Raw genomic sequence first — 21,917 nt, forward strand, 5'->3', positions numbered from 1 at the left:
GTCGTCACGACCCGCTCGTGCTGGACTGGGCCTGGCCGCCGCCCGAGGTGACCCCGGAGACGCTGCCGAAGCCCGACGAACCGGAGTCCGACGAGGCGCCGGACGAGGCGCCTGTGGAGGCGCTGGAGGAGGTGTCGTCCGACGAGCTGCTCGAGCCCGTGCCGTCGGAGCTGGCGGTGGTCGTCCCCTGGTCCGCGGCGAGGTGGACCCCGATCGCGCCGGCACCGAGCGTGGTGGCGAGGAGTGCGCCGGCCGTCCAGCGACGGGCCAGGCTCAGGGGGCTGCGGGGGTGGCTCATGGGAGGTGTCCCTTCTGCGGGTGGTGGAGCTCCACCGTCGCCCGCGGGTCTGTGCCGTGGCTGTGCGCAGGCTTCGGGTCCGGTGCCGGGTGTCTGTGCACCTGCTGTGGACGTCGGCCCGGCGAGCGCCGGGGGCGAACCGGCTGAGAGACTTCCGGGCATGCGCATCACGGCACTCGCCGGTGGCGTCGGAGGTGCCCGTTTCCTGCGCGGCCTCCGCACCCACCTGGACCGCACCCCCGACCTCGCCGACAGCGAGCTGACCATCATCGGCAACACCGGTGACGACATCAGCCTGTTCGGACTCCGGGTCTGCCCCGACCTCGACACCCTCCTCTACACCCTCGGTGGTGCGATCCACGAGGGCCAGGGCTGGGGCCGCGCGGACGAGAGCCACCGCCTCCAGGGTGAGCTCGCGGCATACGGGGCGGAGCCGCAGTGGTTCGCCCTCGGGGACCTGGACTTCGGCACCCACGTCGTGCGCTCGCAGTGGCTCGGGCAGGGCCTGTCCCTGTCGGACGTCACCGGACGCCTGGCCCAGCGCTGGGGGCTGCCGGACCAGCGGATCCGGTTGCTACCCATGACGGACTCCCCCGTCGAGACGCACGTGGTCGTCGAGGACGAGGAGGGCCAGCGCGCCATCCACTTCCAGGAGTGGTGGGTGCGCCACCAGGCGTCGATCCCGGCGCAGCGGTTCGTCGCCGTGGGGATGGACCGCGCCACCGCGGCCCCGGGCGTCCTCGACGCCATCCGGCAGGCCGACGTCGTCATCCTCCCGCCGAGCAACCCCGTCGTCTCGATCGGCATCATCTTGGGGGTCCCGGGAGTTCGGGATGCGTTGCGCGGCAGCGCTGCTCCCGTCGTCGGCGTCTCCCCGCTGGTGGGTGGCATGCCGGTCCGCGGCCACGCGGACGCGTGCCTGGCGACCATCGGGGTCGAGTGCACCCCGAGCGCCGTGGCCGGTCTCTACGAGGACTTCCTCGACGGCTGGCTCGTCGCGACCGAGGACGAGCCGCAGGTGCGGCTGCGCAAGGCGGCGGTCCGTGGCCGCCCGCTGCTCATGACCGACCGTGACGCCGCCGCCGACCTGGCGGGCGCGGCCCTCGACCTCGCCCTCGAGCTCAAGGGCGCCTGACCGTGCCCGACCTGCGCGTCATCCCGGTGCCCGGCGTCCCCGAGGTCCGGGAGGACGACGACCTGGCGGCGCTGCTGGTCACGGCGCTGCGGGCGCGCGGGGCCGACCTCGAGGAGGGTGACGTCCTGGTCGTCTCGAGCAAGGTCGTCTCCAAGGCCCTCGGGCTGTGGGCCGACGGCAGGGACCGGTCGCTGGCGATCGCCGCCCAGACCATGCGCACCGTTGCCGAACGCCGCTCGGAGGACCGACTCACCTCCGTCGTGGAGGCCGTGGCCGGCCCGGTGATGGCCGCCGCCGGCGTGGACGCCTCCAACACCGGCGACCGTGACGACGTGCTCGTGCTCCCGGCCGACCCCGACGCCGAGGCCCAGCGCCTGCGCGAGGCGTTGCTGGCGGCGACCGGGCTCGGCCGCCTCGGCGTCGTCCTCAGCGACACCGCCGGCCGCCCCTGGCGCAGCGGGCAGACCGACTTCGCCCTGGGCGCCAGCGGGGTCGACGTCCTCGACGACCTCCGCGGTGCGGTGGACGCCGACGGCCGCGCGCTCGCCGTGACGGCGCGGGCTGTCGCGGACGAGATCGCCTCGGCCGCCGACCTCGTCAAGGGCAAGTCCGACGCCGTCCCGGCCGCCGTCGTGCGCGGCACCCCGTGGGCCGGTGAGACCCACGGAGCAGGGGCCCGCAGCCTCGTCCGGACCGGAGCAGGTGACTGGTTCGCGCTCGGTCACGCCGAGGCGGTGCGGTCGGCGCTGGGAGTCCGCCCCGGCACCGAGGCCGCCCGCGAGGTCGGGATCCCCTCTGTCGCACCAGAATCCCTCGCCGAGCGCATCGCCCGCGCGGCGGCCGTCGCCCTGCGCGAGTGTGAGACCGCCGGCGTGGATGTCGGCCGCGCCGACGGGAGCACCGGTGCCGGGGACGACAACGCCGCGAGCCTCGACCTGCAGGTGTCCGCAGCGACGCCCTACGAGCTCGGCGTCGTCGTCGCGCGGCTCCAGGTGGCCCTGTGGGGAGAGGGGATCGACGCCGTCGTGCCCACCGAGGCCGGCGGTGACAGCCTGACGCTGCGCGCGAGCCACCGGATCCACTGACGTGGAGCGGCAGTCGGGCCCCACGGGCTGCACGGTCTCGACCGTCGCGGACGCCGGGCTGCCGCGCCGGCAGGCCCGTGCGCTGGTCGACTTCGCCGCGCGCGACCCCCGCGTGTGGCGCAACGTGCTGCTCACCTGGCTCGTCGTCGTGGCCGCCCTCGCCGTGGCGCTACTCGTGGCCACCCCGACGATCTCCCCTGCGCAGCAACGCCTCTCGCTGGGAGCGACGGTCCTGGTCGCCCTCATGGCGGCGCCCACGACCTGGGTCAGCTGGTACCTCTCGACGATGCACAAGCTCCGCAACGTGCTCGCCCAGCAGTGCCCGCCCGGGACGGTCATCGGGTCGCGGATCACGGCCGACACGGTGACGTTCGCCGTCGGTGAGGTCGCGCACTCCTTCACCTACGAGGCGATCAGCCACGTGTCGCAGGTCGACGACGTGCTGGTCGTCAAGCCCCGCAACCACATCGTCTTCTCGGTGCCGGTCGCCGCGGTCGACCCCGGCGACCTCGCCCACCTGCGCAGCCGCATCGTCAACGAGCCCGCGTCCCGGGCGTCGACGAGCTGAGTCCTCAGCCGCGCCTGGTCGGCAGGTGGGTCCGCGGCGACATCCGCGGGCCGTGCCTGGGACGGAACTGACCGTCGAGCTCGAGCAGCCGTTGCACGCGGTACCGGTGCCCGCGGTAGGGCTCGAGGAGCTCGGCCAGCACGTCGTCGTCCCTGGCCTCCCCGAGCAGGGCCCAGGTGATGTTCTTGGCCACGTGGTAGTCGCCGAAGCTCACCGCGTCGGCGTCGCCCAGGGCTCGCTGCGCCACCTCCGAGGACGTCCAGACCCCGATGCCCGGTATGGCGCGCAGCCGGGCCCGCGCGTCCGTGGTGGACATCGCGGCGCACTCCTCCAACCGGCCGGCGGACTTCGCGGCCCGGACGGCGGTGCCCGAGCGGGCCCCGTCGACCGAGGCCTTCAACCACTCCCACGACGGCACCGCGGCCCAGGTCGCGGCGTCGGGGGCGACCCAGAGCCTGCGGGCCTCCCCAGGACCCGGAGCCCGCGAACCGAACCGGTGGACCAGCGTGCGGTACCCCCCGAACGCCTCCTGCCCGGTGACCTTCTGCTCGATGACGGCCGGCACCAACGCGTGCAGGACCAGGCCCGACCGCGGGACGTGCCACGCGGCATACCGGCGGTGGGCCCTGGCGACCTGCGGGTGGTGAGCCACGAACCCGCTCTCGTCGTCGTCGCCGCCGAGCAGCGAGGGCACCTGGGACAGGGCCCAGTCGGCCCCCGGGCCCCACGCCCAGGCGCTCACCTCACCGTCGTCGGACCGCTGCACGAGCCGCAGCGTGACCGGCCCCTGCGGCGTGGGCAGGCCCAGCCACCAACCCTGCCCGCGATCGGACTGGAAGGTCGGGTCGCCACCCCCGCGACGCAGGACGGAGATCACCAACCCCACCGAGACCGGCCGCGAGGGACGCCAGACGCGGGTCTGCTCGGGCGTCGGGGACATGGGGCCAGTGTCGCGCGTTGGGGTGACAACGACCGCAGGTGGGCCACGTAGACTCTGCGCGACCCGACCCCGAGCCACCGAGGAACCCGTGAGCAACAAGCGTGCGAGCCAGGACCGCAAGGCCCGACTGGCCGAGATCCAGAACCAGCAGAAGGCCAAGGAGCGCAAGGTCAAGGCCGGCATCGCCGCCGGTGTCGCCGTGCTCCTGGTGGGCCTGGGCGGTGTCATCTTCTACGCCATCAACGACGCGAAGTCGCAGCAGCTGCAGAACCTCGGGGTCACCGTGGCCGCCGCGAGCTGCGACGCCCCGACGACCGACTCCGGTGGTGGCACCGGCGAGCACGTCGGCCCCGGCTCGAACAAGCCCGACCAGACCTCGGTCGACTACGACACCATCCCCCCGAGCCACGGCGCGCACTTCGCCACCCCTGACGTGAGCGGCCGCGACTTCTACTCCGCGGACGACCGCCCGGCCCTGGAGACCCTGGTCCACAACCTCGAGCACGGCTACACCGTCCTCTGGTACGACGGCAGCAAGGTCAAGGACACCGCGCTGCTCCAGGACGTCGCCGACAAGGGCAACAAGCTCCCCGAGTCGACCGGCAAGTTCAAGGTCGTCGAGTGGGACGCCTCCCGCGGCGCGTTCCCCGCGGGCAAGCCCTACGCCCTGGTCCACTGGGCCAAGGACGCCGGTCACCGCCAGATGTGCGGCGACCTGTCCGGCCAGGCCGTGGTCGACTTCGTCAAGAAGTACCCGGCCAGCGACACGCAGGAGCCCGGCGCCCCCTGATCGGCGCCCACCGGTCCTGCTCCCGCAGCGACCACGCCACGACAGCTGTGCCGTCCGCTCACCGCGGGCGGCACAGCTGTCTGTGCGCCCGTTGCCGGGCCGCGCGAGGTCAGCGCCGGCGGCGGAAGGTGAGCAGGATGAACGTGTAGTCGAGGCCGACGCGGTCCCAGTGCACCGGGCGCTCCTCGTGCGAGAGGGCGTCGGAGGTCGACAGGTCGCCGACGAGGTCGAGCCCCGCCGCGTCCGCCGTCGCCACGAGGGCGTGGATGTCCTCGGGCGAGAAGATCTTGACCTCGCTGCCGTAGGCGATCCGCCCCGTGGTGTCGGGCGGCGACTGGTCGTAGTCGGTGGAGACGCACAGCACCCCGCCGGGACGCAGCACGCGGGCGCTCTCGCGCAGGAACCCCTCGAGGGGCACACCGTGCTCGATGACCGACATGCAGGTGATGGCGTCGAGGGAGCCGGCGGGCAACCCGGTGTCCGTCACGTCTCCGTGGCGGAAGACCACCCCGTCGCGGTGCACCTCGTCGCCGAACTCCAGGTTGATGCCGATGAGCGAGCCCGGGCGCGCGCCCAGGCCGTAGAGGCGCAGCCACGGCAGCACGGGCGAGTACCGGGCGCTGCCGGCGTCCATGACCCGGGCGGAGCGGCTGCCGTCGTCGGCCATCGACAGGACGGCACCCACGGCCCCGAGGGCGTCCCAGTTCTTCGGCTGGTCGCGGTGCAGCGGCAGGCGCAGGTGACGGCCCTCGGCCACCGCCCGCTCCCAGTCGGCGCGCGTGCGCAGGACCGCCGTCGGGGCCACCGAGGTCGGGACGGGACGGTTCGCGGCATACCCACGTCGGGCCTCGGCCCGGCGCTGGACGGCGACCCTCCCCCACAGCACGCGCTCCGCGCCGCGCTTGGCGATGGCGAGCAGGGGTCCTCCGGGCGGTGCGGCCACCTGGCCCGAGGGAGCGGCCTCGTCTGGCGTGGTCATTGCGGCAATCTATCCTCCGGTCGGGCCGTCGACGACGACCGTGTCCTGCTGAGGGTCCTGCTCGCGTTCCTCGCGGGTGGTGATGAGGTGGTGCGAGCGGGCGTACAGCCATCCGAGCAGCGCGAACAGCACGTCGGCCATGACGGTGAGGAAGCGCGACAGGACCACCACGGCAGTCGCTGCCGACGTCGACGTGACGGGGGCGAGCATGAGGACGAGCAGGCCCTCGCGCACCCCGACCCCTGCGGGCAGGATGACGCTGAACATCGCCAGCGAGGACGCGAGCGCGAACCCGGAGATGGTCGCGAGCGCCAGGGCCGGGGTGTCGTAGTCGACGCCGGTCCCCCGCGCGAGCACGAACGCGTGCAGGCCCGAGCAGATCCACGCGGCGACGAACAGGCCGCTGGCACCGAGGACGGCACGGCCGGAGAGCTCGCGCTCGAGGGGTTCGCGGCGCAGGACCCTCAGGACGGTCGCGACGAGCCAGTTGAGCAGCTTGGGCCACAGCACCAGGCACAGGAGCGGGACCATGAGCAGGACCACCCAGCCGGTGGTCGCCGAGTCGCCGCGCGTGAGGAGCAGGGGCACCGCGGGCATTCCGACGAGCAGCCCCGCGATCGCCGCGAGCGCCACCGTCACGAACGCCACGACGGCCGAGCGCCGGCGCGGGATCTGCAGCCGCATGCCCATCTCGGCCTGCACGACGATGCTCCAGACGGCTCCGGGCAGGTACTTGCCGAGCTGTCCCACGAAGAAGACACCGCCGGCCGGGGCGACGTGCAGGTTCGTCCCTAGGTCGGCGAGCAGCACCCGCCACCCGAGGAGCGTGAAGATCGGGGGCAGGCACACGAGCAGGGCCGCGAGCGCGAAGGTGCTGCCGTCGATGTTGCGGATGTCGGTCGACACCTCGGCCCAGTTGCGGGCGACGGCGATGCTCACCGCCGTGACGACGAGCAGCGCCAGCACGATGCGCAGGACGGTGAAGAGCCTGGCGCGCGTCATCAGCGCCGCCGCAGCGTGAGTCGCAGGAGCCCGTATGCGGTGTCGGTGCGGGTCGAGGTGCCCGACGCCTCCCGCATCCGCCCGGTGATGTCGCCGTCGAGGTCTCCCACGAGGACGAAGCCGAGGTCGTGCGAGCGGGCCAGCACCCCGCGCACGTCGGCCGGGCCGAGCGCACCCTCTGCGCTGGAGGGACCGATGGGGAGGGTGACGCAGAGCAGGCCCCCGGAGCGCAGCGCCCAGCTCGCCTGGCTCATCGCCTCGTCGATGTCGTCCGCGTCGCAGCCGCCGGGGTGCAGGCGCACGATGACGTCGAGCGAGGCCGTGTCGACGTCGAGCACCTCGACGCTCGACCGGTGGCCGGTGAGCTCGAGCTCGACGGGGGCGAACCCGATGGACCTCGCCCAGCGCGACAGCGGCGACCGGGTGCCCGACTCGTCGACGATGACTGCGCTGCGGCGGCCGTCGTCCTTGACCCGCACGATGGCAGCGAGCGCACCCAGGGCGGCCCAGGCCGCGATGCCGTCGCCGCAGCGCGGCAGCCCGAGGCTCTTGGCGAAGGCCTTCGCCTCGTCGGCGTCGTGGCCGTCGGCGAGGATGTCAGAGGCCCGGATCCACTCGGGCAGGTCGCCCCGCGCGAGCTCGACCTCGGGTCGTGAGGCGGCGACGAACCCACGCACGGCCGACGTCACGCGGTGGCGCAGGTGGCCGACGACGGCGGACGGTCCGTGGCCCACGGGCGGTGCCGGGGCCGTCCCGGCGTCGGGGACGACCGGGTCGGTGTCGTCGTCGTCCGGCAGCGTCGCCGGCTCGACGGCAGCGAGCGCCTCGAGCGTGCCGAGGTAGTTGGCCCAGGGACCGGACAGGTCCGGTGGTCGCACCCGGGCCCGGAGCTCGTCGGCGTAGCCGGGCTCGGCCAGTCGACGGAGCGCGGCGACCAGGGCCTCCTCGTCGCCGGCCGGCACGAGGAGCCCGTCGACGCCGTCTCGCACCTGCGCGCCGAACGTGCCGACGTCGGAGGCGAGGACGGCCAGGCCGTGGTGGCGGCCGAGGAGGGCGTTCTGGGACGCGGTGGCGCTGCGGTAGGTCAGCGCGAGGACGTCGTGCGAGGCCAGCAGCGGGGCGAGCCGGTCGGCGGGGACGTACCCGCCGTGCACCTCGACGCGGTCGCGCAGCCGGGGGTCCCGGGCGAGCTCCTTGACGCGTTCGCCGCTGCTCCCCCACATCTCCCCGGCGACGGTGAGGGTGGGTCCGGGCACCTTGGCCAGCGCCTCCATGAGCAGGTCGACGCCCTTGTACTCCCGGACCATCCCGAGGGCGAGCAGCCGCGGCGGGCCGTCGTGCCCCGCGCGGTCGACGGGCGCTCCCCCTGGCAGGTGCGGCGGCAGGTCGGTGACCGAGACGCGCGGGGCGTGCAGCTCGTGGGCGAGCCGGGCCTGCTCGTCGCTGTGGACGAGGACCGCGTCGACCCGCTCGAAGAGCTGCTGCATCAGCTCACGGTCGCCGAGGTGCGTCTCGTGCGGCAGGACGTTGTGCGCGATGACGACGGTGCGCGGGCCGCTGCGGTCGGCGCGGCCCTTGGCCCCCGCGGCGCCGACCGCGCGACGACCGGCCCCCGCCGCGCGCAGCAGGGCCAGGTGGGCCGGGACGACCGCCGGGATGACGTGGACCACGACGACGACGTCGAACCCGCGCAGGCGGCGACCGGTCCGCACCCAGGTGTCGGGGCGGGCCCAGCTCAGGGCGCGGACGGTCCGGGGGAACGGCTCCACGTCGGGCGCGCCACCGGGGACGGCCTGCTCACCGGGGTAGAGCTTCGAGGGGTACAGGTGCGACCAGGACACGAGAGTGACGTCGTGACCGGCCTCGGCCAGCTCGTGCGCGAGGCTCGTCGTGTGCGCGGCCACGCCGCCCTTGTAGGGGTGCGTCGGCCCGACGACGGCGACCTTGAGGGCGGCGATCGGCGTCACCGCAGCGGTCCCCCCGCGATCGCCGACCCGCCCGCGGGGGCCGGCCACGCGGCATACCTCAGGGCGGTCACACGCCCGTGCGCGAACGCACGACGAGGTCGGACAGCAAGGCCAGCGAACCGATCATGATGCCGCTGACGATGAGGAGCACCGTGCTCGCCGGGAAGTAGAAGGGGTGGCGGACCATGTCGACGACACCCTTGACCAGGCCGATGACGATGAGCCACAGGGCCGGGGGCATGAGGACCTTGAGCGGGTCGAAGTACATGACCATGCGCAGGACCTGGAGGATGTAGCGGTAGGCGTCGCGGACGAAGTGGAACTTGCTGACGCCGGCGCGCTTGGCGTAGCTCGTCGGGACGTACTTGATGTCGTGCTGGTTGGACAGGAACGCCAGCGTGATCGTCGTGACGCAGCTGAAGCCGGGGGGCAGCAGGCGCAGGTAGGGCAGCGAGACCTCGCGGCGGAAGGCGCGCAGACCCGAGTTGAGGTCGGGGATCTTCTGGTTGGAGAGCTTCTCGGCGATCTTGCGGATGAGCCACTTCGCCGGGACGCGGGCCCACTTGTGGGTGCCCTCCTCGGTGGTGCGTGCGCCGACGACCTGGTCGTAGGACGGGTCGTCGCGCAGGATGCGGACCAGCTCGGGGATGCGCTCGTTCTCGTAGGTCATGTCGGCGTCGGTCCACACGACGATCTCGCCGTACGCCTGCTGGGTGCCGATCCGGCGGGCGGTGCCGCTGCCACCGTTGCGGCGGAACGGCATCACGCGGATGTTGGCGTAGTCGCGGGCCGCCTGGTGCAGGACCTCGAGGGTGTCGTCGGTGGAGGCGTCGTCGATGCAGAGCAGCTCGTAGGTGAACTCGCTGGAGTTCATCGCCGCCGTGATGCGGTCGATCTCCTTCAGGACGTGCTCGCCCTCGTTGAAGCACGGGAGGACGATCGTGACGTACGGCTTGTCCGCGTCGTGCGCGGTCTGCGGCGTGCCCGCGGTGCTCGGCAGGTATGCGACGTCGGCCGGGTGCATGCCGAGCTGCCCGTCCGCAGTGGTGACCGACGCTGCGGCCGTGCCGGCCGAGGTGGCCGTGCCGGCCGGGGCGGGCGCCTGGGAAGTGGTCGGCGCGCTCGCGGTCGTCGGGATCATCTCGGTCTCGGGGGCGGCAGTGGGGGCCGTCACGGGGACTGCCGGACCGGTGCTGGTGTGCTCACTCATCTCGCCGCCGAGCCTACCCGTCGGCCGCCGCCCCCACGCCCAGGTGAGCGATCCCCACCCCCGCGCGCCGCGCCATACCGACCCGCCCTCTCCTCCCCCACCTCCCCCAGCCGAGTCTTTGAGGGATCCAACGGGTACAGGTCCCTCGGATCCATCAAAGACTGCGGTCAGCAGGGGCAACCTGCGCGGCGACACCGGCGCGGACGCCCTCGCCAGCCGCGGGTGGCCAGGATCGCGGCGATCTCGGAGGCCGTGACACAGGGTTGGATGTTGACGTCGGCGAAGAAGACCCGCGTGGTCAGGCGTGCGGATGTCAGCAGCTGACGATCGCGTCGACCGTCGTTGACCCGGTCCGACCATCGTTCGTGCCCGAGCCTGCCATCCACCTCGACGATGAGCTTCTGCTCGACGTACTCGTTGTCGTGCAGCCGGTGGCGACCGATATGTGAGGGCGACTGGCGCACCGCCAGGGGCAGACCGTGAGCCCTCTCGACGTCCCGGATGTAGAGGAGCTCGGAACCACTCTGACCGCCGTCCCGGACGTCGCTCAGCGCCGGTCGCAGGATCCGGGAGTGCTTGTGACCACCTCGTGCCGTGATCTCGGCCAGCAGCTCACTGGGCGTCACGAGCTCGTTCTGCACGGCCTTGGCGACGATCGACAGGGCATCGAGCGCACTGCCGGCCGACGCGACATCGAGGACCGTGGCTCGCATCGTCGTCCGCCATGGAAACGCTCGATCGTCGATCAGGTCGTCCCAGCGCATCGAGCGGCGCACCACGAGTCCCGGCTGCCGGGTCACCGTGCGCCGCTGAGGGATGACCAGGTGGACGATCGGTGGTGCGGTCGCCCGGAGGCCCCACGCGTAGGCGGCACTCTCCCCCCGCAGCGCAGCATCAGCGGCTGCGCCACCGGACATGGTGTGCAGGAGAGCCGCGGTGGCCGTGGTCGTCCAGTCCGCACGCCCCGGCAAGGTCTGGAACACGCCCTCGTAGACCCTCCGCCACCGCCCAGACGTGACGCGCCAGGCCAGCGCGTCGGGCGACATACCCGCTCGCAAGCATTGGCCACGGGTGAGCAAGCCGTTCTGCCCATCAGCGCACCTGCGCAGCACTCCCCAGTCGATCGGCACGGCCCCACGGTGGCGGTTTCGCGATCAGCACCCCGTCAGTTGTCCACAGCCCCCGCACCCACCCCCGAGTCTTTGAGGGATCTGACGGGTCGGGGTCCGTCGGATCCATCAAAGACTCGAGACGAGGGCGGGGTGGGCGGGTTGGGCGGGTCGGGGGTGGGTGTGGAACCGTGGGGTCGTGGACACGGGACAGGTGCTGGACCTCATGAAGACCGTCGCGGCCGAGGTCATCACGCCGCGGTTCAGGTCGCTCGCCGAGGGCGAGGTCATGGAGAAGAACCCCGGCGACCTCGTCACGATCGCCGACCAGGAGTCCGAGGCGATCCTCACCCGCGAGCTCGAGGCGGCGTTCCCCGGCGCGTTCGTCCTCGGTGAGGAACGCACGTCGACCGACCCGAGCACCCTCGACCGCTTCGTCGAGGCCGAGCACGCCTTCACCGTGGACCCGGTCGACGGCACCAAGAACTTCGTCCACGGCTCCCCCGACCATGCCGTCATGGTGAGCGAGGTGCGGCGCGGCGAGACCGTGCGCGCCTGGATCTGGCAGCCCGAGCACGAGGTCGCCTGGGTCGCCGAGAAGGGCGCCGGCGTCTACCGCAACGGCGAGCGCGTCACCCGTGAGCCGGTTGCCGACGGCGTCCCCCCGCGCGGGGTCACCTCGATCTGGCCCCTGCGCGGCCACGCCCTCGGCAAGCTCCCGGCCCTGGTGGGTTCGTGGGTCTGCTGCGGCGTGGACTACCCGCGCCTGATGGAGGGTGCGGCCGACTACATCCTCTACGCGCGCAACAGTCCCTGGGACCACGCACCCGGTTCGCTCATGGTCACCGAGGCGGGTGGTGTGGTCGGGCACACCGACGGGACGCCATACGCACCAACGGTGCTCGCGCCCGGCATCATCGTCGCCGCGGACCGCGGCACCTTCACCGCGGTGCGCCGGTTCGCCGCCGACGCCTTCGCGCGGCGCTAGGTCCCCGACGTGGCCGGCTTCGCCCACGAGCAGGTATGCCGCGTGCGCGAGCTGGTGGGTGAGCCCGCCGCCCTGGGCGGTGCGGTGACCGTGGCCCTGTGCGGTCACTGGGAGCATGACGGCGACTGCCGCTGGCCGCACCACACGGCGGTCACGGTCGAGGGGGTAGACCACGTCGTGACGGTGGGTTTCGACGCGCCTGACGCGGACGTCGACGAGGTGCGCAGACAGGTCCGCCAGAGGTTGTCGACCGGCCGCCTGCGGGGCCCCGACGGCACCGTGTCGACCTGGGTCCTCCACGGCTGATCCGTGGTGCCGGGAGCCGACGGCCTCAGCCGTTCGGACAGGACTTCGGACTGCTGCTGCGTGTTTGTGCAACCGTGCGAAATGTCTGAATTCCCGGGGTTAACCTCTCTGCGGCTGATCGGCCACGTCGCTCCCAGGGAAAAGACTCGCGCATGAACCTTCCTGTCCGCACGCACATCCCCGCCCGCCGCGCGCTGGCGTTCGGCCTCGGCACGGCCCTGCTCGCCACGGCCACGGGCGTCTGCGCCACCACCCCCGCCTCGGCGGCCACCGGACAGGGGTGGGATCCCACCCTCCACAGCCTGCCGTGGGTGCCGCCCACCTCGGTCGACGGCGAGATCACGGTGGCCCTGGTCTCCGGCACCGACCCGGCGTCGGGGCGGGTCGTGAGCTTCCGACGGGAGGGATCCCGCGTCGACTACTCCACCAGCTACTCCGCGAAGGACGTCGCGTGGGCGCCCGGTGGCGACGCCCTCGCCCGCGTCGGTGCCGGCGGCTTCGACGTGTCGGGCGGCTCCCAGCCACATGAGTTCGTCCCGGTGGTCAACCGTTCCGTCCCCGGGCTCTGGTCACCGTTCGGTGAGTCCACCACCGCGACGGCACTGGGGTCCGGTCCCATCACGGTGCGCGCAGCCTGGAGCGGCGCCAACCGTTCCGATGCCCTCACGCCCGCCCTCGCCACGGATCCCGGGGTGGCTGCCCCGACCCCGGACGGCCTGTCCGTGGTCCTCACGGTCGCCGATCCCGTGAGCGGCCTGCGCGACCTGGCCACCGTCGAGGTCGACCTGCCCCGCAGCGGCAACCCCTACGGCGGCACCCCGCTCAATGCGCCGGTCCCGCTCGGCTTCGGCGACCTCGACGCGCACGACCCTGTCGTGAGCAACGACGGCACGCTGGCCTTCGTCGGCACGGGGGACGACGGCCCCGCCGTGTTCGTCGTCGAGGGAGCCGACGGACCCGTCCAGGTGGCCCTGCTCGGCGAGGCCTGCGAGGGACAGCGCCCGACCTTCTCCCCCAGCGGCAGGTCGCTCGCCTTCGTCGCCGCCGCGCCCGACTGCGGCACGAGCGCCCTCACGGTCCTCGACAAGGTCGGCGACACCTTCGTCGGCGCCACCGGGCAGGTCGTGGTCACCAGCAGCGACGAGGTCGTCGGTGCGACCGGACGCAGCTTCGCCACCCCGTCGTGGCGCGCCGTCACCGCGAACGCGGCCGCAGACCGCCTCGGCGGCTCGAACCGCATCAGCACCGGGATCTCGGCCAGCCGGTACGGCTGGCCGGACGGGTCGGAGGGTGCCATCCTCGCCAGCTCCGAGTCCTTCCCGGATGCGCTCGTCGCCGGCCCGCTGGCCGGCGCCTACGGCGCGCCGCTGCTCATCAACCCCCGCGCCAAGCTCGACCCGCGGGTCCTCGCCGAGCTCAAGCGCCTCACCGAGGACGCCGTCGACCCGTTCGTCTACATCGTCGGTGGCGAGGGCGTGATCTCCAAGGACGTCCGTAACGCGTTGGCGGCACAGGGGTTCCGGGTCTTCCGCATCTCCGGCGCAGACCGCTTTGCCACGAGCGTCGCGGTGGCCCAGACCCTCGACAAGGCGACGTCCAGCTTCCCGGCAGGCAGCCGCACCAGCGCCTTCCTCGCCGACGGCACCAACTTCCCCGACGCCCTCTCCGCCGGGCCGCCGGCCTCGCTGTTCTACGCCCCCGTCCTGCTCTCCAAGGGGACCGCGGTCCCGGCCTCGGTGAAGACCTACGTCAACGGACGCAGCGCGATCACCAAGGTCCACGCGATCGGCGGGCAGGCCGTCCAGGCGGTCGACACCTTCGGGTCACGGGCGGGCGAGCGGATCGCCGGCGCGGACCGCTTCGCCACCAGCGCGTCCGTCGCCCAGCGCTGGTTCCCGGGTTCCTCCGGGATCGGCTACGCGAACGGCACCTCCTTCCCGGACGCCGTGACCGGTGGTGCCGTCATGGCTGCGCTGCAGCAGCCGCTGCTGCTCGTCAGCCCGACGTCGGTGCCCTACAGCGTCAACTACGTCGCCCGCTCGCTGCGCTCCTCGACCGACGACGTGGTGGTCTTCGGCGGCACGGGTGTCGTCAGCGACGTGGTGCTCCGCAACGTCGCGTCCACCGCCGGCACGCAGACCGCCCTGTGGGGCCGCGACGTCGAGGCGCTCGACAACCCGCTGTGGGATCAGGCGCAGGGCGTCGCCACCCGGAAGGCTCCCAGCCGGCTCAAGACCGCCGACGCTCGCGCCGAGGTCACCCGTTCGACCACGGACGCACTGCCCCGCCTGAAGTTCACGCAGCGCTGACCCGGACGCTCGGCACGATCGGAGGGGCCCGGTGGCATCGATCACCGGGCCCCTTCCGCATCCCCGGCGCCACACCGACATCGCGGGTCCACTCCACCGGCTCCCGCGTATGGCGCGGGGCCGGTTCTGTTGCGGGAGCTAGCTCTTGGGGGTGCCGAGCCAGACCCGGATCGGCAGCTCGACGAGCTCGTCCGGACGGCGTTCGAGCAACCGGGCGTCCTCACGGACCACGGTGTCGACACCGACGACGGCGGTGTCGAGGCCGAGCCCGGTCAGGGCCTGCGTCGAGTCGGCCGCCAGCAGGACCAGGCGCCCGCCGCGGCTGTCGACGGCCGAGGCGACCTGGTCCACGGCCCGGGCCAGCCGGGGTGGGTCCTGGCGCAGCGCCGTCGTGGTCGACAGGGCGGGCACCCCGCAGTAGCCGCGGACGACCTGGGGCCACTCGTTGGCGGCGCGCGCGTCGACCATGAGCACCACGTCCCCGGCGCGCAGCTGCCGGCAGACCGTGTCGACGGCAGCGAGCTCACCGAGCTCGACGCGCTCGTCGAGGTGCGGCCGGGTGGCGAGGGCGGTGGGGACGAGCAGTGCGGCGGCGACACCGACGGACACGGCGACGTTCACGGCATACGGGAGGCGCCGGGTGGACCACCGCGAGGCCACCGCCGCGCACGAGACCACGAGCAGCACCACGGCGGGCAGGGCGACGACGAGCCGGCGGTCGGCCCACGGGTGGTCGGGCGTGATGCCGGGACGGTAGAGCGTGAGGAGGGTCGAGCCGACCGCGACCACGGCGGGCCCGACCCACGACGGGAGGTCACGTCCCTCGACCCACGCCGAGCCTGCGCGGTGGGCGAGGACGACGAGGGCGAGCAGTGCGAGGGCGAGCGCGATCGGGCCGACCCACCACGCCATCCACACCAGCGACTGCTCGTCGTACGTGCGGCCGCCGTCGACGGGCAGGCCCTGGCGGGACTGGAGCCCGGCCACGACACGGGCACCGGAGTCGGCGGCCGACTGACGGACGACCTGCCACAGCGGCCGGGAAGCGAGGAACACCCCGACGAGGAGGAAGGCGCCGGCGAGCAGTCGGGGCAGCCACGCGTGGACGAGCGTGCCCCCGGGCCTCCCGCGGCGTGCACCGACGACGACCACCGTCGACGCCAGACCGACGGCGACGCCCAGGGCGACCAGCGGCAGGAGCGAACCGGCGATGCTGCCGAGGTACTGGCTCGACGTGAGCCAGGTCAGCCCGAACGCCACGACGGCGGACACTCCCGTGGCGACACCCAGGACCGTCGCGTGCGCCCGGCGCTGGACCAGGGCGAGGGCGACGACGGGGATGACGAGGATGACCTCACGCAGGGCGTCCACCCTGATGACGATGGCGCCGCCGAGGAGCAGGCCGGCGACGAGCGCGGCCGTACGGGCGGCTGCCACCTGCGCCGCCGTGGCGTGGCGGGCCGCGAGCACGAGGGCTGCCAGGGCGGCCGCGAGGACCGGCAGCGAGACCGGTTCGGAGTAGGTGGACCGGGCGACGTGGACGAGGGGGAACGCCAGGGCGGTGCCGAGGGCCGCGAGCGGACCCCAGCGGGGGCCGACCAGCAGGGACCCGAGGAGGCCGATGGCCAGGACCGCCAGCCCCCACAGGACCGCCGGCGCCCAGAAGGCGGCGGTCGCTCCCCCGAGCCAGTAGGCGACGGAGTACCAGGCGGACGTGCCGATCGGGAACTGCGGCTGGATGGTGGGTTCCTGCGGCGTCCCGGTCGCGTAGAACGCCGGGCTGGCCAGCGTGACGCCGTCGATGCCGAGCACGTCAGGGCCGCCGACCGAGTCGGCGGACACCTGGATGGGTCTGGCGTGCCCGGTGGACAGCTCGATCGCCGACTGCAGGTAGGACCCGGAGTCCCGCCGTGGCAGGACCTGCTCGGAGTGGGTGCTCCCGGCCCAGACGGCCGAACCCACGGCGAGCAGCACGAGCAGCGTCGCCGACCACACGGGCAGGGGTCGCACCGGCACCCGGGCGGCGAGGCGGGACGCAACGGCCCCGAGGACGAGCAGGACCGGCAGCGCCACCCACGGCTGCCAGAGGCCGACGAGTGCCAGCACCGCGGCTGCGAGGGCACCGAGGACCAGCCAGAGCGCCGCCCCCATGACGGTCCGGGTGACGACCCAGCCGCTCCACGCCTCACCCCGCAGCAGCGGGAGGTCGCCGGTGTCAGGGGTGTACGGGTAGCTGCGGTGCTCGCGGCTGCTCACACTGCACCACGCTAGCGCCAGCGCCCGCTCCCCCGACGACACCCCGCCACGCCGCCACCCCTCGACGCCGGAGTGCCGCGACCCTGGAGTCTTTGAGTGGTCCAGCGGGCCGGAACCCGTCGGACCACTCAAAGACTCCCGTTGCGGGCGAGGCGGGCTCAGACGACGCGACGCAGTCCGGGGAGCCGGGCAAGGAGCGCGGTGAGGGCGAAGGAGAGCACGACCACCACCGCGACGAGGCCGAGGACCCCCGGCACCGACTCCGCGCCCTCGACGAGGTCGACCCCCGGCAACCGGGTGACCACGGCGAGGACGAGCAGGTGGCAGGCGAACACCCCGAACGTGAGGTCGCCCAGTCGTCGCATGCGCTGGGCCGCGGCCGGTGCGGCGAGGCCGGAGGCCGGGTGCACCACGCTCCGGACGAGGACGAACAACGACACGGCGCTCAGCGCCAGGACCGCCCCTTGGTAGGTCAGCGGCGAGACCGCGGCCAACACCGCTCCCCCGCCGGTCGGTGTGCCGACGTCCGAGGACGGGTCGCCGACCAAGGCCGACTGGAGGACGAGCTCGGTGGACGTGGCGACCCAGACCAGCGCGACGAGCAGCAGCGCCCGGCCCCGCAGGACGACCCCGCCCAGGGCGTGGCCCAGCAGGAGGAAGCCGATGTAGGGGACGAACTGGGTCAGCAGGGTCAGCGGGGGCTCACGCACCGCGCTGTCCTCGAGCAGGGCGATGATCCCGCGCAGCGCGGCGTCCAGGGCCGGGAGCGCCACCAGGGCGGCGCCCGCCGTGCCGAGCTGCCGTGGGCTCCACACCCGGACCACGGGCCAGAGCATCGGCACCAGCGCGTACAGACCCAGGATGAGCCAGAAGAAGTACAGGGCCGTGTAGACCTCGCCGCGCAGGAGGTTCGCCACGATGCCGGCCGCCGTCGTCTCGGTGTCGACCACGGCGACGACCAGGACGACGTAGACGAGGTGCCAGAAGACGAGCGGGATCCCCAGCCGACCGAGGCGCCGCCGGTAGAACTCCCGCGCCGACGGGGTCGGCGCTGCCGGCGAGGACGACGAGGACGACGAGGACGACGAGGACGACGAGGACGACGGGCGGAGGATGACCGCCCCGCTGACCATGACGAAGACCGGGACGGCCCACTTCGCACCGAAGTCCAGCGCGGCGGCGAGCCACCACGAGGCCTGCCCGCGCACGTCGGGGTTGATGTACGTCAGTCCGGCGACGTGGATGAGGACGACACCGATGATCGCGATCACGCGCAACCAGCTCGTGTAGGCGAGCTGCTGGGCGGTCGACGGCCGGGTGTGCTGGGGCGTGGGCGTCGGGGGGGCGTCCATGGGACCAGCATGGAGCACGCAGGCCTCCCGCCCATACTGTGGCGGCATGAGCACCCCCTCGAGCGTCCTCGCCACCCTGCTGCGGACCGACCCGGCGCGCCCGCGGATCACCTTCTACGAGGACACCGACGGCCCCACCCGCGGCGAGCGCATCGAGCTCAGCGGCAAGGTCCTGGCCAACTGGGTCAACAAGGCGGCGAACGCCCTGCAGGAGGAGCTCGACGTCTCGCCCGGCTCCACCGTGCGGCTCGACCTGCCGCCGCACTGGCGGTCGGTGTACTGGGCGCTGGCCACCTGGTCCGTCGGCGCCACCGTTGTCACCGGCACCCCGTCCTCCGACGAACAGGACGACGTCCTCGTCACCACCGATCCTGCTGCGGCAGAAGGCTTCCCGGGTGAGGCCGTGCTCGTCACACTGGCCGCGCTCGCCCGCCGTGCCCCCGACGCCGACCCGGCACGGACCGCCATGGACGAGGCGGCGGAGCTGTCCTCCTATGGCGACCAGTTCGCCGCTTGGGAGGAGCCGGACGACGCCGACCCCGCGCTGCGCACCGACGGCGAGGACACGGCATACGGCGAGGTCGTCACCGACCGCGGCTGGGACCGCGGGGTGCGCGTGCACCTCGAGGGCACCGACCTGGCCGAGGTGCTCTCCGCCGCCCTGGCCGCGTGGGCCGTGGACGGCTCGGTGGTGATCAGCCGCGGCGGGCTCGACGAGGCAGCCCGCGTCCACCGGGTCGACACCGAGGGAATCACGCTGCAGCAGTAGGCCTCCGCGGGTCTTGAGGCCTCTGCCGCAGCTCAGCGCTTGCGCAGCTCGGCCTCGACGGCCTTCCACGTCACGGTCGCGACGACGCCGGTGCGCGCGATCTTCGCCCGTCCCTGCAGCGCCTTGACCGCGGCCTCGGTCTGTGGCCCGAACGCACCGTCGGCACCGATGCGCAGCGCCTTCTGCAGCGCGACGACCGCCGGGCCGCTCGAGCCCTTCCTGAGGACGACGGCGTAGTGGGCCCGCAGGGGGAAGTCGCGGTCCTCCAGCGCCTTCCAGACCCTGCTGTCCGTGACACCGGTCGCGGGCAGCTTGCGGGCCTTCTGGAAGGCCGTGACCGCCGCAGCGGTGCGGGGCCCGTACCCACCGTCGACGGCGAGCCCGCCGAGGGCCCGCTGGAGGACCTTCACCGCGTCGCCCCGCGAGCCGGTGCGCAGCACGGTGCCCATCAGCGAGGTGTATGCCGTGGACGTGCGGGCCGGCGTGGAACGCGAGGGCGTGGGGGTGCTGGTCCGCACACCCATCAGCGCCTGCCACGTCGACGGGCCGACGATCCCGTTGGGGGTGAGGTTGCGACGGGTCTGGTACGTCTTGACCGCAGCCTCGGTCTTCGGCCCGAACTGGCCGTCAGCAGTGATGCCGAGCGTGCGCTGCAGGCCCACCACCGCGGGACCGGTGGCGCCCTTCTTGATGGTCGTCGCGGCATACGGGGCCAGGGGGTGCGCGGCAGGCTTGGGCTTGCTGGGCTTGGCAGGAGCGGGCTTGGCCGGGGTCGCTGCGCCTCGGGCGGGGACGAGCTTGAGCGCCACCATCCGGGCCCAGGTCGGCGCGTCCATGACCCCGGTGACCGCGACGGAGTGCTTGCCCTGCCAGGTGCGGACGGCGGCCTCGGTCCGGGGGCCGAACTGCCCGTCCGCGGTGGCTCCCACGACCTTCTGCGCCAGGGCCACGTAGGGGCCGGTCGACCCCTGCGCCAGCCGCGGGTACGACGTCGCGGCGGGAGCCGGCTTGGGCGCCGACGACGGCCCGGGGTCGCTGGTCGTGATCGCCCGACCGGTCCACCAGGACGTGCGGCCGTAGGCGCCGTCCCACGAGAACGAGAAGTGGATGTGGTCGGTGTGCGGAGCGGAACCGGTGTACGGCGCCCAGCCGCGGCCGGGGTCGTAGGCGCGCCACATCTTCTTGTTCCAGATGATGTACATGATCCCGAAGCGACGGGCCATGGCCCCGGGCCGCCCCTGCGCGTCGGGCGCGGAGAGCCACGCGGTCACCGCGTCGGCGACGGCCTTCTCGTGCGGCTTGTTGACGCTGAGCATCCAGTCCCAGGCGCGGCCCTCGGAGTGCTCGGTCACGCCGCTGTTGCAGTTGCGGATGATGCCGTAGGACGAGGCGCCGAGGCCGTAGTGCGAGGAGAAGAGCTGCGCGAAGGCGAGGACCCCGGGCTTGGCGACCGGGTCGCACAGCCGCTGCGCCTGGTAGGGCGAGGCGACGTCCAGGGCCGAGGGCAGCGCCTTGGTCGGGGGCTTCGGCACGGGGGCGGCCTGCGCGCTCGAGATGACGAAGGGGACGGTGAGGGCGGGGATGCTCAGCACGCCGAGGGCACGGGCAGCACGCGACACAGGACGCTCCAGGGGGGATGGCGCCTCTGGTCAGGAGGCGCTGGCGGATCGGCAAAACGCCCGTCCCGGAGGGTGACGTCCGGAGCGGGCGAGACATTTGTCCCACCAGTGCACTCCTGTCACAAGGGCTTCATCCGAACTACAACCGTGGAGTTCGACTCTCCCTCCCCCGTCCGGTCGATGGCGCTGCCGCTTTTCCTGCCCGTGCTGTTCCGTCCGGTCGGGGCACACGGGGGTGGTCCTCGGGCCCCCCTCCCTCAGTGCGCACCTGATGCCACTCCCCCTCCCTGAGTGGTTGGGGTCCTGGGTGTGGGCCGGACACGCGCGGTGGGCGGAACGGTGGGGAGGGACCACGCACGGGGCGTCGAGGCTGCCGACTAGAGTCGCCGCCATGGACAAAGTCGTCTCCTCCGCAGCCGAGGCCATCGACGGAATCGTCGACGGCTCCTCCCTGTCGGTGGGTGGCTTCGGGCTCTGCGGGGTCCCGAGCGTGCTCATCGACGCGATCCACCACACGGGGGTGAGCGACCTCGAGGCCATCTCCAACAACTGTGGCGTGGACGAGTGGGGCCTCGGGATCCTGCTCAAGGACAAGCGGATCCGCCGCATGGTCTCCTCGTACGTCGGGGAGAACAAGGAGTTCGCCCGCCAGTACCTCTCGGGCGAGCTCGAGGTCGAGCTCACGCCGCAGGGCACCCTCGCCGAGCGCCTGCGCGCCGGCGGCTCCGGCATCCCCGCGTTCTACACCGTGACCGGTGCCGGCACCCAGGTCGCCGAGGGTGGCCTGCCCTGGCTGTATGCCGCCGACGGCAGCGTCGCGAAGGCCTCACCTCCCAAGGAGAGCAAGGTCTTCGAGATCGACGGCGAGGACAAGGAGTTCATCCTCGAGCGGGCGATCGTCGCCGACTTCGGCCTGGTCCGCGCCTGGAAGGGCGACCGCCACGGCAACCTCGTCTTCCGCAAGAGCTCGCGCAACTTCAACCCGCTCGCCGCCATGGCGGGCCGTGTCACCATCGCCGAGGTCGAGGAGCTGGTCGAGCCCGGCGAGCTCGAGCCCGACCAGGTCCACCTGCCCGGCATCTACGTGCACCGGGTGCTGCCGCTGACCGCGGAGCAGGCCGCCGACAAGAAGATCGAGCGCCGCACCACCCGCCCGCGCACCGAGGGCGGCGACGCGCCTGCGGGCGCCGGCAGCGAGACCCCCGCCACCGACGGCACGAGCAAGGAGGCCTGAG

19 protein-coding genes and 1 pseudogene are annotated in these 21,917 nt (G+C 73.1%); 9 read left to right on the forward strand and 11 right to left on the reverse strand.

All coding sequences use genetic code 11. The features are described 5' to 3' along the window. Nucleotides 1–4: 4 nt before the first annotated feature. Nucleotides 5–298 carry a hypothetical protein gene (locus tag ABD286_RS17595; protein ID WP_344195884.1) on the reverse strand — a complete coding sequence of 98 codons (294 nt, stop codon included), beginning with the start codon at nt 296–298 and terminating at the stop codon, nt 5–7. 160 nt (nt 299–458) lie between these two features. On the opposite strand from ABD286_RS17595, the gene cofD reads away from it, so the two are divergent. The 3 genes from cofD to ABD286_RS17610 are packed head-to-tail and all read left to right on the forward strand — an operon-like array spanning nt 459 to nt 3,086. Beyond that, nucleotides 459–1,433: a 2-phospho-L-lactate transferase gene (cofD, locus tag ABD286_RS17600; protein ID WP_344195886.1), complete on the forward strand. Its 975-nt coding sequence runs from the start codon at nt 459–461 to the stop codon at nt 1,431–1,433. A 2-nt stretch (nt 1,434–1,435) separates the two neighbouring features. Continuing rightward, nucleotides 1,436–2,518, forward strand: coding sequence for a coenzyme F420-0:L-glutamate ligase (cofE, locus tag ABD286_RS17605; RefSeq protein ID WP_344195888.1), 1,083 nt, complete (start codon nt 1,436–1,438; stop codon nt 2,516–2,518). A 1-nt stretch (nt 2,519) separates the two neighbouring features. Beyond that, nucleotides 2,520–3,086, forward strand: coding sequence for a hypothetical protein (locus ABD286_RS17610; protein WP_344195890.1), 567 nt, complete (start codon nt 2,520–2,522; stop codon nt 3,084–3,086). Nucleotides 3,087–3,090: 4 nt separating this feature from the next. Here ABD286_RS17610 and ABD286_RS17615 read toward each other — a convergent pair whose 3' ends face one another. Beyond that, on the reverse strand, nt 3,091–4,026 hold the full coding sequence (locus ABD286_RS17615) for a DNA-3-methyladenine glycosylase family protein (RefSeq protein ID WP_344195892.1): 936 nt from the start codon (nt 4,024–4,026) through the stop codon (nt 3,091–3,093). An 88-nt stretch (nt 4,027–4,114) separates the two neighbouring features. On the opposite strand from ABD286_RS17615, the gene ABD286_RS17620 reads away from it, so the two are divergent. Further along, on the forward strand, nt 4,115–4,816 hold the full coding sequence (locus ABD286_RS17620; RefSeq protein ID WP_344195894.1) for a DUF3105 domain-containing protein: 702 nt from the start codon (nt 4,115–4,117) through the stop codon (nt 4,814–4,816). Between the two features lie 109 nt (nt 4,817–4,925). On the opposite strand, the gene ABD286_RS17625 is transcribed toward ABD286_RS17620, so the two are convergent. From ABD286_RS17625 to ABD286_RS18925, 6 genes and pseudogenes are all read right to left on the reverse strand, one after another. Further along, nucleotides 4,926–5,795: a class I SAM-dependent methyltransferase gene (locus tag ABD286_RS17625; RefSeq protein ID WP_344195896.1), complete on the reverse strand. Its 870-nt coding sequence runs from the start codon at nt 5,793–5,795 to the stop codon at nt 4,926–4,928. A gap of 9 nt (nt 5,796–5,804) precedes the next feature. Beyond that, nucleotides 5,805–6,797 (reverse strand): lysylphosphatidylglycerol synthase transmembrane domain-containing protein, encoded by a 993-nt coding sequence (locus ABD286_RS17630; RefSeq protein ID WP_344195898.1) that lies wholly within the window; start codon nt 6,795–6,797, stop codon nt 5,805–5,807. Further along, complete coding sequence (locus ABD286_RS17635) at nt 6,797–8,812, reverse strand: glycosyltransferase family 4 protein (RefSeq protein WP_344195900.1); 2,016 nt, start codon at nt 8,810–8,812, stop codon at nt 6,797–6,799. Before ABD286_RS17635 ends, ABD286_RS17630 begins: the two co-directional genes overlap by 1 nt. Before the next feature lie 19 nt (nt 8,813–8,831). Further along, nucleotides 8,832–9,974: a glycosyltransferase family 2 protein gene (locus ABD286_RS17640; protein ID WP_344195902.1), complete on the reverse strand. Its 1,143-nt coding sequence runs from the start codon at nt 9,972–9,974 to the stop codon at nt 8,832–8,834. A gap of 167 nt (nt 9,975–10,141) precedes the next feature. Further along, on the reverse strand, nt 10,142–10,957 hold the full coding sequence (locus ABD286_RS17645) for a hypothetical protein (RefSeq protein WP_344195904.1): 816 nt from the start codon (nt 10,955–10,957) through the stop codon (nt 10,142–10,144). Nucleotides 10,958–10,963: 6 nt separating this feature from the next. Beyond that, nucleotides 10,964–11,104 (reverse strand): annotated as a pseudogene (locus tag ABD286_RS18925) (type IV toxin-antitoxin system AbiEi family antitoxin domain-containing protein); the annotation flags it as partial. Nucleotides 11,105–11,282: 178 nt separating this feature from the next. Between ABD286_RS18925 and ABD286_RS17650 the strand changes: the two are divergent. From ABD286_RS17650 to ABD286_RS17660, 3 genes are all read left to right on the forward strand, one after another. Then, the gene (locus ABD286_RS17650) at nt 11,283–12,071 is read left to right on the forward strand and encodes an inositol monophosphatase family protein (protein WP_344195906.1); all 789 of its coding nucleotides are present in this window, start codon (nt 11,283–11,285) and stop codon (nt 12,069–12,071) included. A 9-nt stretch (nt 12,072–12,080) separates the two neighbouring features. Beyond that, nucleotides 12,081–12,377, forward strand: coding sequence for a hypothetical protein (locus tag ABD286_RS17655; RefSeq protein WP_344195908.1), 297 nt, complete (start codon nt 12,081–12,083; stop codon nt 12,375–12,377). Nucleotides 12,378–12,529: 152 nt separating this feature from the next. Continuing rightward, nucleotides 12,530–14,686, forward strand: a complete 2,157-nt coding sequence (locus tag ABD286_RS17660; protein ID WP_344195910.1) for a cell wall-binding repeat-containing protein — start codon at nt 12,530–12,532, stop codon at nt 14,684–14,686. A gap of 138 nt (nt 14,687–14,824) precedes the next feature. On the opposite strand, the gene ABD286_RS17665 is transcribed toward ABD286_RS17660, so the two are convergent. Both ABD286_RS17665 and ABD286_RS17670 read right to left on the reverse strand, forming a co-directional pair. Then, nucleotides 14,825–16,942, reverse strand: coding sequence for a hypothetical protein (locus ABD286_RS17665; RefSeq protein WP_344195912.1), 2,118 nt, complete (start codon nt 16,940–16,942; stop codon nt 14,825–14,827). Nucleotides 16,943–17,100: 158 nt separating this feature from the next. Continuing rightward, nucleotides 17,101–18,294 (reverse strand): acyltransferase, encoded by a 1,194-nt coding sequence (locus tag ABD286_RS17670; protein ID WP_344195914.1) that lies wholly within the window; start codon nt 18,292–18,294, stop codon nt 17,101–17,103. Nucleotides 18,295–18,340: 46 nt separating this feature from the next. Here ABD286_RS17670 and ABD286_RS17675 point away from each other — a divergent pair, with 46 nt between their 5' ends. Further along, a complete protein-coding gene (locus tag ABD286_RS17675; protein ID WP_344195916.1) occupies nt 18,341–19,063 on the forward strand; it encodes a TIGR03089 family protein in 723 nt (240 codons plus the stop codon). A gap of 32 nt (nt 19,064–19,095) precedes the next feature. Here the strand turns inward: ABD286_RS17675 and ABD286_RS17680 are convergent, their stop codons facing one another. After that, nucleotides 19,096–20,682 carry a peptidoglycan-binding domain-containing protein gene (locus ABD286_RS17680; protein WP_344195918.1) on the reverse strand — a complete coding sequence of 529 codons (1,587 nt, stop codon included), beginning with the start codon at nt 20,680–20,682 and terminating at the stop codon, nt 19,096–19,098. 391 nt (nt 20,683–21,073) lie between these two features. Between ABD286_RS17680 and ABD286_RS17685 the strand changes: the two genes are divergently transcribed. Continuing rightward, complete coding sequence (locus ABD286_RS17685; RefSeq protein ID WP_344195919.1) at nt 21,074–21,916, forward strand: CoA transferase subunit A; 843 nt, start codon at nt 21,074–21,076, stop codon at nt 21,914–21,916. Nucleotide 21,917 lies beyond the last annotated feature (1 nt).

Origin of the sequence: Pedococcus aerophilus (assembly GCF_039532215.1) — a bacterium.
Lineage (GTDB): Bacteria > Actinomycetota > Actinomycetes > Actinomycetales > Dermatophilaceae > Pedococcus > Pedococcus aerophilus.